The organism is Halomonas koreensis (genome assembly GCF_031451675.1).
GTDB classification, from domain to species: domain Bacteria; phylum Pseudomonadota; class Gammaproteobacteria; order Pseudomonadales; family Halomonadaceae; genus Halomonas; species Halomonas koreensis.
This window is the reverse complement of the sequence record NZ_JARWAK010000023.1, coordinates 1-13283: the sequence shown is the minus strand read 5'-3', so window position 1 is coordinate 13283 and position 13283 is coordinate 1. Positions and strand designations below refer to the sequence as shown.

Annotated in this window: 11 protein-coding genes; 7 read left to right on the top strand and 4 right to left on the bottom strand. The window is 70.0% G+C overall.

Going from position 1 to position 13283, the window contains the following annotated elements:
• Nucleotides 1-31: 31 nt before the first annotated feature.
• The gene (locus QC818_RS17620; RefSeq protein ID WP_309654178.1) at nucleotides 32-1189 is read right to left on the bottom strand and encodes a DUF5924 family protein; all 1158 of its coding nucleotides are present in this window, start codon (nucleotides 1187-1189) and stop codon (nucleotides 32-34) included.
• 141 nt (nucleotides 1190-1330) lie between these two features.
• On the opposite strand from QC818_RS17620, the gene fadB reads away from it, so the two are divergent.
• On the top strand, nucleotides 1331-3493 hold the full coding sequence (gene fadB / locus QC818_RS17615; RefSeq protein WP_309654177.1) for a fatty acid oxidation complex subunit alpha FadB: 2163 nt from the start codon (nucleotides 1331-1333) through the stop codon (nucleotides 3491-3493).
• Between the two features lie 27 nt (nucleotides 3494-3520).
• A complete protein-coding gene (gene fadA, locus QC818_RS17610; RefSeq protein WP_309654176.1) occupies nucleotides 3521-4699 on the top strand; it encodes an acetyl-CoA C-acyltransferase FadA in 1179 nt (392 codons plus the stop codon).
• Nucleotides 4700-4763: 64 nt separating this feature from the next.
• On the opposite strand, the gene QC818_RS17605 is transcribed toward fadA, so the two are convergent.
• On the bottom strand, nucleotides 4764-5801 hold the full coding sequence (locus QC818_RS17605) for a TAXI family TRAP transporter solute-binding subunit (protein WP_309654175.1): 1038 nt from the start codon (nucleotides 5799-5801) through the stop codon (nucleotides 4764-4766).
• A gap of 73 nt (nucleotides 5802-5874) precedes the next feature.
• A complete protein-coding gene (locus QC818_RS17600; protein WP_309654174.1) occupies nucleotides 5875-6336 on the bottom strand; it encodes a flavodoxin family protein in 462 nt (153 codons plus the stop codon).
• Between the two features lie 127 nt (nucleotides 6337-6463).
• Here QC818_RS17600 and QC818_RS17595 point away from each other — a divergent pair, with 127 nt between their 5' ends.
• Nucleotides 6464-6940, top strand: a complete 477-nt coding sequence (locus QC818_RS17595; RefSeq protein WP_309654173.1) for a YbhB/YbcL family Raf kinase inhibitor-like protein — start codon at nucleotides 6464-6466, stop codon at nucleotides 6938-6940.
• Between the two features lie 37 nt (nucleotides 6941-6977).
• Here QC818_RS17595 and QC818_RS17590 read toward each other — a convergent pair whose 3' ends face one another.
• A complete protein-coding gene (locus QC818_RS17590) occupies nucleotides 6978-7868 on the bottom strand; it encodes a LysR family transcriptional regulator (RefSeq protein ID WP_309654172.1) in 891 nt (296 codons plus the stop codon).
• 103 nt (nucleotides 7869-7971) lie between these two features.
• Here QC818_RS17590 and QC818_RS17585 point away from each other — a divergent pair, with 103 nt between their 5' ends.
• From QC818_RS17585 to QC818_RS17570, 4 genes are all read left to right on the top strand, one after another.
• Nucleotides 7972-8856 (top strand): HalD/BesD family halogenase, encoded by an 885-nt coding sequence (locus tag QC818_RS17585; RefSeq protein ID WP_309654171.1) that lies wholly within the window; start codon nucleotides 7972-7974, stop codon nucleotides 8854-8856.
• 73 nt (nucleotides 8857-8929) lie between these two features.
• Nucleotides 8930-10213: a M24 family metallopeptidase gene (locus QC818_RS17580; RefSeq protein WP_309654170.1), complete on the top strand. Its 1284-nt coding sequence runs from the start codon at nucleotides 8930-8932 to the stop codon at nucleotides 10211-10213.
• A 47-nt stretch (nucleotides 10214-10260) separates the two neighbouring features.
• Nucleotides 10261-11751, top strand: coding sequence for a CoA-acylating methylmalonate-semialdehyde dehydrogenase (locus QC818_RS17575; protein WP_309654169.1), 1491 nt, complete (start codon nucleotides 10261-10263; stop codon nucleotides 11749-11751).
• A 190-nt stretch (nucleotides 11752-11941) separates the two neighbouring features.
• Nucleotides 11942-13283 (top strand): FAD-binding oxidoreductase (locus QC818_RS17570; protein ID WP_309654168.1); only part of this gene is annotated, 1342 nt, incomplete at its 3' end.

Sequence of the window (13283 nt, the reverse complement as noted above, 5' to 3'; positions counted from 1 at the left end):
GGAGCGTCGCCGTGTAATGCAAGCCGCGCCGTCAGGGCCCCGGCGCCGGGCGGGCCACCAGCCCCCGCGGGTCGAGTCCGGGCACGCCCGGCGGCGCCTGGGTGCGTCCGTCGGCCAGGGTGGCGAGCTCGGGATCCTCGCTGACCCGAAAGCGCAGCACCCCGATGCGCTGGCCGCCGCTCGTCATCACGTCGACCCGCCAGTCGCCCGCCGGACGGTCGGGGAAGCGCCGCTTGTGGCTCCAGGCGCGATAGCCCGCCTGGCGGCCGCCCTGGATGGTCAGCGGAATGCGGTCGACCAGCCGCCCCTGGTGGCGCCACTCGTGCACGATTTCCTCCTTCAGTCCCCGCGGGGCGTGGATGGCGGTGAAGGCGTAGAGGCCGCGCCGGCGCAGCGCCTCCGGCGTCAGCCGCAGCCCGCCCTCGGGGGCGCGGGCCTGCTCGTCGACGGCCGGCGCCAGGGCGCGCCCCGACAGCCACAGGCTGGCCGGCGGCACCCAGGCTCGGCCCAGCCAGCCGGCCCCGGCGAGCACCGGCAGCAGCGCCAGCATGGCCAGCCAGCGTCCCCGGCTCAGCGGGCGCAGCAGCTGCATCAGGCTCGGCAGGCTGAACGCCGTCATGGCGCCCAGGGCGATGACCAGGCTCTGCCCGGTGGTCAGGTGCAGCAGCGTCGGCAGGGCCACCAGGGTCACCAGGAAGACGCACTGGGCGTGGAAGGCGAAGTACAGCCAGCGGTGGCGCTCGGCCAGCCGGTAGTAGAGCGGATCGAGGATCGACAGCAGCGCCAGGCCCAGCACCAGGGTCGTGAACAGGGCCTGGCCGCTCGTCCAGACCGTGGTGGCCAGCAGGAACGGCAGGGTGAAGAACAGCGTCTCCTGGTGGACCAGTTGAGCCAGGAAGGTGGTGATGCCCCGCGGCAGGGCGGGATAGCCGCGGCGGGTCAGCCAGCGGGTGATCAGGCTCTCCGACAGCAGCAGCAGCCAGGTGACCAGCATGCCCAGGGCCAGGGTGGCCCCCAGCCACTGCTGGCGCTCCACCAGGAAGAAGCTCGCCACCCCCGCGGCGAAGGCCACCGGGGGCCATAGCCAGCGCCAGGGGCGGGCGCTGGCCGCCAGGCGGGTCAGGCGGCGTTGCCAGGCCTCGAGTCGCGAGGCGCCGGCGGGGGGCGAGGGCAGGGGCGTGGGAGTCATGGGCGGATCCTAGCAAGCCGGCGGGGCGACCGGGAGTCGCCGGGCGGCGACGCCCTGAGCGCGGGACTTGACGTGGCCGGTGGTCTGGACCAAGCTGATCGAATCAAACGGCCGTATGAATTCCTGCACGGAGATTCGTGGATGATCTATCAAGGCAATGCCATCACGGTGGATCGCGACGCCCGGGGCGTCGCGACGCTGACCTTCGACCTGAAGGACGAGTCGGTCAACAAGCTGTCGACGGCGGTGGTCGGCGAGCTCGGCGAGGCGGTGGAGGCGATCCGCGGCGCGTCGGACCTGGAAGGGCTGATCCTTGCCAGCGCCAAGGAGGCCTTCATCGTCGGGGCCGACATCACCGAGTTCCACGGCATGTTCGAGAAGGACGAGGCCGAGATCCTGAGCATGCTCGAGCGGGTGCACGGCATCTTCAACGCCATCGAGGACCTGCCGTTTCCCACCGTCACCGCCCTCAATGGCCTGGCCCTCGGCGGCGGCTGTGAAGTCGCGTTGACCACCGACTTCCGCGTCATGAGCGACGCCGCCCAGCTCGGCCTGCCCGAGACCAAGCTCGGCATCCTGCCGGGGTGGGGCGGCTGCGTGCGCCTGCCGCGCCTGATCGGGGCCGACAACGCCATCGAGTGGATCGCCGGCGGCACCCAGAACAAGGCCGACGAGGCCCTGCGCATGGGGGCCGTGGACGCGGTGGTGCCCGGCGAGTCGCTGATGGACGCGGCCCGAGACCTGCTCGAGCGGGCGCGTCGCGGCGAGCTCGACCACTCGGCGCGCCGGGCCGAGAAGGCCGGCCCGCTGGGGCTCGATGCCATCGAGCAGATGATGGCCTTCGAGACCGCCAAGGGCTATGTGGCCGGCAAGGCCGGGCCGCACTATCCGGCGCCGATCGAGGCCATCAAGGTCATCCAGAAGGGCGCCGGCGAGCGGCGCGATCGGGCCCAGGCCATCGAGGCCAAGGCCTTCGCCAAGCTGGCCCGCACCGACGTCTGCTTCAACCTGGTGGGGCTCTTCCTCAACGACCAGCTGGTCAAGAAGAAGGGCGGCCAGTACGAGAAGCAGGCGCGCCCGGTCGAGCAGGCCGCCGTGCTGGGGGCCGGCATCATGGGCGGGGGCATCGCCTACCAGAGCGCCGCCAAGGGCACGCCGATCCTGATGAAGGACATCAAGGACGAGGCCGTCGAGCTGGGGCTCAAGGAGGCCCGCAAGCTGTTCGCCAAGCAGGTGGAGCGGGGCAAGCTCAGCACCGAGCAGATGGCCGAGCGGCTGACCAACATCCGCCCGACGCTGTCCTACGGCGACTTCGGCCACGTCGACCTGGCGGTCGAGGCCGTGGTCGAGAACCCCAAGGTCAAGGGCGCGGTGCTCGCCGAGACCGAGGCGGCGGTGGGCGAAGACGCCATCCTCGCCTCCAATACCTCGACCATCTCCATCACCCGCCTGGCCGAGAGCCTCCAGCGGCCCGAGAACTTCTGCGGCATGCACTTCTTCAACCCGGTCCACCGCATGCCGTTGGTCGAGGTGATTCGCGGCGAGAAGACCGGCGATGCCGCCGTCGCCGCCACCGTCGCCTATGCCCGCCGGATGGGCAAGACCCCCATCGTGGTCAACGATTGCCCGGGGTTTTTGGTCAATCGGGTGCTCTTCCCCTACTTCGGCGGCTTCAGCCTGCTGATGGAGCAGGGCGCCGACTTCCGGCGGGTCGACAAGGTCATGGAGTCGTTCGGCTGGCCCATGGGCCCGGCCTACCTGCTCGACGTGGTCGGCCTGGACACCGCGGTGCATGCCGGCGAGGTGATGGCCGAGGGCTTCCCGGAGCGCATGGGCAGCCTGGGCGGTGACGGCGAGAGGAGCGTCATCCAGCGCATGTTCGACGCCGACCGCCTGGGCCAGAAGAACGCCAGGGGCTTCTACGCCTACGAGGAAGATCGCAAGGGCAAGCCGAAGAAGGTGGTCGACGAGGACGCCATCGCCCTGGTCGAGCAGGCCGCCGGCGAGCGTCGCGAGTTCGGCGACGAGGAGATCGTTGCGCGGATGATGGTGCCGCTGTGCCTGGAGGCGGTGCGCTGCCTGGAGGACGGCATCGTCGGCTCGCCCGCCGAGGCCGACATGGCGCTGATCTACGGCATCGGCTTCCCGCCGTTCCGCGGCGGCGCCCTGCGCTACATCGACGCCCAGGGCGTGGACGCCTTCGTCGAGCTGGCCGACCGGCTGGCCGAGGAACTGGGGCCGCTCTATGCCCCCACCGACAAGCTGCGCGAGATGGCCCGCGCCGGCGAGCGTTTCTACGCCTGATTCACCGCGTTACAGGAGAGAAGTTCGATGAGTTTGCATCCGAGAGACATCGTGGTGGTCGACGGCGTGCGTACCGCCATGGCCAAGGCCAAGCACGGCGCCTTCCGCCACGTGCGGGCCGAGAACCTGTCCGCCGCCGTCATGCAGGCGCTGTTCGACCGCAACCCGGGGCTCGATCCGAAGGAGGTCGACGACGTCATCTGGGGCTGCGTCAACCAGACCCTGGAGCAGGCCATGAACATCGCCCGCAACGCGGCGATCATGACCGGCATCCCGCGCTCCGTGCCGGCTCAGACCGTCAACCGGCTGTGCGGCTCCTCGATGAGCGCCCTGCACATCGCCGCGGCCAACATCCGCGCCGGCATGGGCGACATGTACGTGATCGGCGGCGTGGAGCACATGGAGCACGTGCCCATGACCCACGGCGTCGACGTCAACCCGGCGGCCAGCAAGCATGCCGCCAAGGCGGCGATGATGATGGGCCTGACCGCCGAGCTGCTGGGCAAGATGCACGGCATCGGCCGCGAGGAGCAGGACGCCTTCGGGGTGCGCTCCCACCAGCGGGCCCAGGCGGCGCGGGACAACGGCGGCTTCGACAACGAGATCGTCGGCGTCGAGGGTCATGACGAGCGCGGCTTCAAGGTGCGCGTCGACCGCGACGAGGTGATCCGCGACGACGCCAGCCTGGAGGGCATGGCCGGGCTCAAGCCGGTCTTCGATCCGCGCGGCGGCACCGTGACCGCCGGCACCTCCTCGGCGCTGTCGGTGGGCGCCAGCGGCATGGCGGTGTTGAGCGCCGAGCGCGCCCAGGCCCTGGGCCTCGAGCCGATCGCCCGGGTGCTGTCCACCGGGGTGGCGGGCTGCGATGCCTCGATCATGGGCTATGGACCGGTGCCGGCCTCGAAGAAGGCGCTCAAGACCGCCGGCCTGACCATCGACGACATCCAGACCGTGGAGCTCAACGAGGCCTTCGCCGCCCAGTCGTTGCCGGTGCTCAAGGACCTTGGCCTGCGCGACCGGGTGGACGAGGCGGTCAACCTGCACGGCGGCGCCATCGCCCTGGGCCACCCGCTGGGCTGCTCCGGCGCGCGGATCAGTACCACCCTGCTCAACGTGATGCGCGAGCAGGACACTACCCTCGGCCTGGCCACCATGTGCATCGGCATGGGGCAAGGCGTGGCCACGGTGTTCGAGCGGCTCAAGTAAGGCCACGACTTCCCGTCAGTCGATCGACGCCGACGGCCCTTTCGGGGCCGTCGGCGTCGTCGTGTCAGAGGCTCGGGTCGGCGGGCTCGGCAGGTGTCGGCGGCTCGGGGGGCGTCGGCGGCTCGGCGCTCAGCCAGCCGCGTTCCCGGTAGTAGCGCCTGGCGCCCTCGTGCAGTGGCGCCGAGAGGCCCTCGGTGATCATCCGCGCGGGGGTGAGATCGCCGTAGGCCGGATGCCGCGCCTTGAAGGCGTTCAGGTCGTCGAAGACCGCGGCCACGATGGCATGGATGGCATCCGGCGGGGTCTTCGCCGAGGCGACCAGGGTGGCGCGCACGCCGAAGGTGGCCACCGCCGGCTGGTCGGCGGTATAGAGTCCGGCCGGGATGGTGGCATGGGTGAGGTAGGGCGTCTCGGCCACCAGACGGCCCACCGCCGGGCCAGTGACGTCGACCAGCTTGGCGTCGCACAGCCGCACCGCCTGCTGGATGGAGGGGTTGGGGTGGCCCACCGTGTACACCATGGCGGCGATGTTGCCGTGGCACAGCGCCAGGGACTGCTGGTCGGCGGGCAGGAAATGCGCCGGGCGGAAGTCGTCCAGGCTCCAACCCCAGGCCTCGAGCAGCGTCATCATGGTGCCGCGCTGGCCCGAACCGGGATTGCCCACGTTCACCGCGCGGCCCTCGAGGTCGGCGAAGCCGTCGATGCCGCTGTCGCGGCGGACCACCAGGGTGAAGGGCTCGCCATGCAGGGCGAACACCGAGCGCAGTTCGGGGTCCGGTCCGGCCGCGGCGAAGCCCCGGGTGCCGGTCACCGCCTGATACTGAAGGTCCGACTGCGCCAGGGCGGCGGTCACCTCGCCGGCCCGCACCGCCTCCAGGTTGGCGGCGGAGCCGCCGCTGGTGCGCGCTTCACAGGGGCCGTCGAGCAGGCGGCACAGGGTCTGGCCGGTGGCGTGATAGACCCCGGCGGGGCTCGCCGTGGCGATGACGATGCCGGGCTCGGCCGCCGGGCCGGACACCGGCAGGAGCAGGGCGGCGACCAGCGCCAGGCGAGCGCCGAACGCACGCCCGGGGTGCCGTGGCGGCGTCTCTTGGGTATACATGGCGCACCTCCTGCGGACTCGCCCCCTCGTCGAGGTCGACTTCGGGGGATGAGTCTCAGCATAGTCGCCGCCCTCAGAGGATGCCGCCGTCCAGGCCGGCGGCCAGGTAGAGTCCCAGCTCCTCCACCCGGTCGGCGAAGGCGTCCTGCCACTCCCCCCTCAGGATCAGCGGGTCCTGGGCCCACTTCCAGCGCAGGCCGGTGACGATGCTCTCCACGGCCCGCCGGGTGCCGGTGCCGTCGTGTCCCGCGCGGACGTAGAGCGCGCAGGGCAGGCCCTGCTTGTCCTCGAGCACCGGGTAGTAGCTGCGATCGAAGAAGTCCTTGAGCGCGCCGCTCATGGTGCCCAGGTTCTCGGTGGTGCCGAGCAGGATGGCGTCGCAGGCGTGCACGTCCTCGGGGCCGGCCTCCAGGGGCGGCTTGACCGTCACCTCGACGTCCTCGACGTCGGGGTGGCGGGCGCCGCGTTCGGCGGCCTCGCGCAGCCGCAGGGTATTGGGGGAGGGCGCATGGGCCACGATCAACAGTCGCTTCATGGCGGGCCTCGGGGTTGAAGGAGGGCGATGCCGCCATCATGCCATGGGGTGGCGTCGTTGACAGGCTCCCGGGCCTCGCCGACGCTGAAAAATGGCACTCATCTTCCATCTCAGGGAGGACGCTTCCATGGCCTTCGCGTTTTCGAAGCTGCAGGTCACCAGCCCCGCCTTCGAGGATCGTCACGAGATTCCCGTCAAGTACACCGGGGAAGGCGACGACCTCTCGCCACCCCTGGAGTGGGCGAACCCGCCGGAGGGCACCAAGGGCTATGCGGTGATCTGCCACGATCCCGACGCGCCCCTGGTGCAGCACGGCAGCTATGGGTTCGTGCACTGGGTCCTCTACAACCTGCCGTCCTCCACCACCTCGCTGAAGGAGGCCACCGCCACCGGCACCCGGGGACGCAACGATTTCAACCGCAACGGTTATGGCGGCCCCATGCCGCCCGAGGGGCACGGCCTTCACCAGTACTACTTCTGGGTGCTGGCGCTGGACAAGCCCACCGCCCTGCCCGAGGGCATCTCCATGGCCGAGCTGCTCAAGCAGGTCGAGCCGCATCTGATCGGCATGAACCGGCTGATCGGCACCTACCGCCGCGACTGACATCGCCCGCCCCATGCCCTGGCCGGGCATGGGGTCGTCACTCCGGAAGGATGTCGCCCGGGTGGGGGGCAGCCACATCGTCGTTGTGGACGACGATGCGCTCCAGTTCCTCGCAGAAGGCGTCCAGCGCCTCGCTGGTATGGCCCGGGCGGCGGTGCAGCTCGATCTCCACCTGGCCCAGGGGCGGTAGTCCTTCCTCCTCGCCGACGATCCGGCAGCCGTCCGGGACGCTGCGTGGCGTCTTCACGGTCATCGCCAGGCCCGCCTGCACCGGGAGGTTGATGCCGGTGGGGGATTGGCTGGCGTAGCGGACCTCCCAGCGCCGCTCCTCCTTGCCCAGCGCCGACAGCGCATGGGCGCGGAAGATGCAGCCCTCGGGGTTGAGCGCCAGTGGCAGGACGTCGCCCCAGCGGTCGAGCCGGCAATCCTCGGCCACCACCCAGACCATGGGCTCCCAGCCCAGCAGCTGCCCCGACTGGGTCGGGGTGTGGCGCACCGACAGCACCACGTCCAGCAGGCCCTCCTGGAACTGGCCGACCAGGGCGGAGCTCATGTCGCAGTTGAGGTCCAGCCGGGTATCGGGATAGCGCCGGGCATAGCGTTCCAGCAGGGCCGGCAGGTAGGCGCCGGCCTGCTCCTCGGAGGTGGCGAAACGGATCAGCTCGCCGCGCCGCCGATCGCCCAGGGCGTCTCGGGCCTCGTCCTCGAGGGTCAGCATGTGGCGCGCATAGGGCAACAGGCGTTCGCCGTGGCGGGTCAGCAGCACGCTGCGACTGGTGCGCTCGAACAGCGCCTTGCCCATCTGGTCCTCGAGCCGCTTGATCTGCAGGCTGACCGCCGACTGGGTGCGGTGCAGGACCTTGCCGGCCGCGCTGAAGCCCTGGCATTCGGCCACGGTCACGAAGGCCCGAAGCAGTCCGGTATCCATTGATTAATGAGCCTTTGAAATTATCTGTATCTTCATGATTCATTTTTATTATGAATCGGGGCTCTCTAAGCTGTCCACCATGAACTCGAAACCGGAGCAATGCATGTCTGTGGACACCTCGGTCAACGCCAACGACACTTCCCTCCAAGGCCTCATCGATCTCGAGCGCTATCCCCTCGATGCCCTCGATGGCGAGGCCGGCCGCGCGCTGATCGATCAGTGCCGCCGCCAGCTCGAGGACGATGGCTGCGTGGTGCTCAAGAACTTCGTTCCCGAGCAGGCCCTGGCGCGGCTCGAGCGCGAAACCGAGCGGCTGTCGCCCGATGCCCACTACAACCAGACCGAGACCAACCCCTACAACAGCGATGCCGACCCCTCCAAGCCGGCCAGCCACCCGCTGAACCGTTTCGGCGATCGCACCAACGGCTTCGTGGCCGGCGATCGCATCGGCGACGACACCATCATCCGCCAGGTCTACCGGAACGCCGACTTCCAGCGCTTCATCGCCACCGTGGTGGGCATGGAGGAGATCCACCAGTACGCCGACCCGCTCGCCGACCTGGTGGTCAACGTGCTGCGCGAGGGCTGCCAGCATCCCTGGCACTACGACACCAACGAGTTCATCGTCACCATGATGACCCGCCAGTCCCACGGCGGCGGCCGCTTCGAGTATGCCCCGGGCATCCGCAGCCCCGAGGGCGAGAACTTCGAGGAAGTCGAGCAGGTCATCGACGGCGATCGCTCGCGGCTCAAGTCCCTGGACCTGTCGCCCGGCGACCTGCAGATCTTCTTCGGGCGCTACTCCCTGCACCGGGTCACCCCGGTCGAGGGTGACAAGGAGCGCCACACCGTGATCTTCGCCTACGCCAAGGAGCCGGGCTTCATCGGTCGTCCCGAGCGCGCCCAGCGCATCTTCGGCCGCATGGCGCCGGTCCATGAGCAGCTGCTGAAGGATGGCATGCAGCGCAGCGACTCCCTGGTCGACTGACGCCATGGTTCCAGGCGCCGGCCCGGCCGGCGCCGCCCCATCATCTCAACGATCCCCCCGAGAGAGACCCGACATGAGCATCGTGGACTTCGAGAAGCTGACCGACAACGAGCCGGACCGGATCCCGGTCATCCCCTCGGCCCCCATGGCCAACGGCGACAGCATTCCCACCGCCTTCGACCCCAAGCAGCTGCGCGCCGGTCGCCTGCAGCGCCTGCGGGCGATGATGGCCGAGCAGGGCTATGCCGCCGTGGTGCTGTTCGACCCCTACAACCAGCGCTACGCCACCGGCTCGCGCAACATGTTCGGCTACTTCCTGCGCAACTCCACCCGCTACATCTACGTGCCGCTGGACGGCCCGGTGATCCTCTTCGAATACCCGGGCAGCGCCCACGTCTCCACCTGGCTCGAGACCATCGACGAATCGCGCACCTCCAAGGTGGTCTGGTCGGCGGTCAACCAGCGCGACAACCTGTCCTCCGATCCCTTCGGCGTCGAGATCGCCGAGCTGATCGAGGAGCACGGCCGCGGCAACAAGAAGGTCGGCCTGGATCGCTGCGCCCTGAACCTGGCCCGCTCCCTGGAGGCCCAGGGCCTCGAGGTCTTCGACTGCATGCAGGACACCCTGCACTGCCGCCGCATCAAGACCCCGGAAGAGATCGCCTGCCTGGCCCAGTCCATGGCCGGCTCCGAGGCGGCGGTGGCCGAGGTCGAGGCCGCCATCAAGCCCGGCGTCACCGAGAACGAGCTGTTCGCCATCATGTACGGTGACGTCATCCGCCAGGGCGGGGAGTTCATCGAGACCCGGTTGCTGTCCTCCGGCCCGCGCACCAACCCCTGGTTCAACGAGGCCAGCGACCGGGTGATCCGCCCCGGCGAGCTGGTGGCCCTGGACACCGACACCATCGGCTGCCACGGCTACTACTCCGACTTCTCGCGCACCTTCCATGTCGGCCCGGGGCGGCCCAGCGATTACCAGAAGAGCCTGTATCGCATGGCCTACGACCAGGTGCACCACAACATGGGCATCCTCAAGCCGGGCATGAGCTATCGCGAGATCGCGGAACAGGCCTGGAAGATCCCCGAGCGCTTCCTGGATCGCCGCTATCCGTCGATCATCCACGGCGTGGGCATGCACGGCGAGACGCCGCTGGTCGCCCACCACATGGACTTCGACCGCTTCTCCAAGGACGGCATCCTGGAACCGGGCATGGTGGTCTCCGTGGAGAGCTACATCGGCGAGGTCGGCGCGGCCGACGGCGTCAAGCTGGAAGAGGAGGTGCTGGTCACCGAGACCGGCATCGAGAAGCTCTCGCGCTATCCCTTCGACGAGGCCCTGCTTGGCAAGGAATATTGAGAAAGTCGCCCCAGCAGCACTTTCCCGACGAATCACAGAGAGACCCCATGACTGACGTGACCCATTGGATCGCCGGCGACCGCGTGGCCGGCGAGCGCAAGCTCGATGTCTTCAACCCCGCCACCGGCGAGGCCGTTCGCCGGGTGACCCTGGGCGACACCGCCACCGTGGACCGAGCCATCGCCGCCGCCCGCGAGGCCCTCCCGGCCTGGCGGGATCTGCCGCCGGCCAAGCGCGCCCAGGTGATGTACCGCTTCAAGACCCTGCTCGAGCGCGACGCCGACGAGATCTGCCGCCTCGTTGCCGAGGAGCACGGCAAGGTGCTCGAGGACGCCATGGGCGAGCTCAAGCGTGGCATCGAGAACGTCGAGTATGCCTGCGGCGTGCCCGAGCTGCTCAAGGGCGAGTACTCCCACAACGCCGGCCCGGGCATCGATACCTGGTCCAACCACCAGCCGCTGGGCATCGTCGCCGGCATCACGCCGTTCAACTTCCCGGCCATGGTGCCGCTGTGGATGTATCCGATGGCCATCGCCTGCGGCAACGCCTTCATCCTCAAGCCGTCCGAGCAGGTGCCCTCCACGGCCATCAAGATGGCCGAGCTGCTCGACGAGGCCGGCCTGCCGCGGGGCATCTTCAGCGTGGTGCACGGCGATCGCGAGGCCGTCGAAGCGCTGATCGACGCCCCGGCGGTCCGCGCGCTGTCCTTCGTCGGCTCGACCCCGGTGGCCAAGGCCATCTACCGGCGCGGCGCCGACAACGGCAAGCGCGTCCAGGCCCTGGGCGGGGCCAAGAACCACGCCGTGGTGCTGCCCGACGCCGACCTGGACAACGCCGCCAGCACCCTGATCGGGGCCGCCTACGGCAGCGCCGGCGAGCGCTGCATGGCGATCTCCGTGGCGGTCTGCGTGGGCGACGACACCGCCGACGCCCTGGTCGCCAGGCTCGCCGACCAGGCGCGTACCCTGAAGATCGGTCCGGGCACCGAGCAGGGCCTCGACATGGGCGCCCTGGTCAACGCCGGCCATCGCGACAAGGTCGCCGGCTACATCGCCCAGGGCGCAGAGGCCGGGGCCGAGCTGGTCGTCGACGGCCGCGAGCACCCGCTGGTCGAGGGCTCCCCCGGCTACTTCCTGGGCGCCACCCTGTTCGACCGGGTGACCCCGGAGATGGGCATCTACCGCGACGAGATCTTCGGCCCGGTGCTGTGCGTGGTGCGCGTCGAGACCTTCGAGGAGGCCATCGCGCTGATCAACGCCCACCAGTACGGCAACGGCACCTGCGTCTTTACCCGCGACGGCGAGGCCGGCCGCCGCTTCAGTGATGCCATCGAGGTGGGCATGGTCGGCATCAACGTGCCGCTGCCGGTGCCGGTGGCCTTCCACAGCTTCGGCGGCTGGAAGGAGTCGCTGTTCGGCGACCTGCACGCCTACGGCCCCGACGCGGTGCGCTTCTATACCCGCCGCAAGGCCGTGTCCCAGCGCTGGCCCAAGCGCTCCCAGCAGGAGACCGCCCAGTTCAACTTCCCCTCCAACTGATCGTGTCTCCCGGCCGGCCCGTCCGGGCCGGCGCCCGCGACGCCCCCGCGCCCTCCGGCGCGGGGGCGTCGTCGTTCCGGCCCGCGGCCGGATGTCGGAAAAGTGTCCCGGGGTGGCGCCTTCCTGCCGCTCGCGGGGAGGGGGGCCATGGTTTGATGAGCCGCACATTCTTGCCCGGTCGACCCCTGCCATGATCGCCAGACTGGACACCGCACACGCCAGCCCCCCCGGCCGCGACGATGCCCGCTACCTGCACTTCCTCGAGGCCCTGCGTGACGCCGGCTTCGAGGGCGACATCGCCCCCGACTACGCCAACCGCACGGTGCTGGCCACCGACAACTCCCTCTACCAGCGCCTGCCCCAGGCGGTGCTCTATCCGCGGAGCGCCGCCGACCTCACGCGCATCGCCCGCCTCGCCGCGCGCGATGACTTCCGCCGCGTGGTGCTGGCGCCCCGCGGCGGCGGCACCGGCACCAACGGCCAGTCACTCACCGACGGCCTGGTGGTCGACGTCTCCAAGCACATGAACGCCATCCTCGACATCGACGTCGCCGCCCGCCGGGTCCGCGTCCAGGCCGGGGTGGTCAAGGACCAGTTGAACGCCGCCTTGAAGCCCCATGGGCTGTTCTTCGCCCCGGAACTCTCCACCTCCAACCGGGCGACGATCGGCGGCATGATCGCCACCGACGCCAGCGGCCAGGGCAGCTGCGAGTACGGCAAGACCCGTGATCACGTCCTCGAGCTCGACAGCGTGCTGCTCGGCGGCGAGCGCCTGACCACCCGGCCGGTGGACGAGGCCGAGCTCGACGCCCTGTGCGCCCGCGACGACGCCGTGGGCCGGGTGCACCGCACGGCCCGCGCGATCATCGACGCCGAGCGCGAGCGCATCCGCGACACCTTCCCCCCGCTCAACCGCTGCCTGACCGGCTACGACCTGGCCCACCTGCGCACCGAGGACGGCCGGTTCGACCTCAACAGCGTGCTGTGCGGCGCCGAGGGCTCGCTGGCCTTCACCAGCGAGGCGGTGCTCAACGTCCTGCCGATCCCGAAGCATTCGACCCTGGTCAACGTGCGCTACGCGGGCTTCATGGACGCCCTGCGCGACGCCGAGGCGCTGATGGCCAGTGACGCCGCCCCCACCTCCATCGAGACGGTGGACGACAAGGTGCTGACCCTGGCCATGGAGGACGTGGTCTGGGACGGCGTCGCCGAGTTCTTCCCCGACGCGCGGGAGGAAGACGACCCAGTCCGAGCCGAGCGGGATGATGGGCTAGGCGCGCGGCGCGCCGACGACGAGACATACCGAGGGGGTAGGCGAGTCGGCGAGCACCGCGCAACAACGCCCAGCGCCCGCGCAGGCCGGACGAGCCGATGCCAAGGCATCAACCTGGTGGAATTCAACGACGACGACCCCCAGCGCCTGGCCGAGCGGGTCGCCGCCTTCTGCCGCCACCTCGAGGACGACCGCAGCGTCGACCGCCTCGGCTACACCCTCGCCGAGGGGCGCGAGCAGATCCAGCGCGTCTACGGCA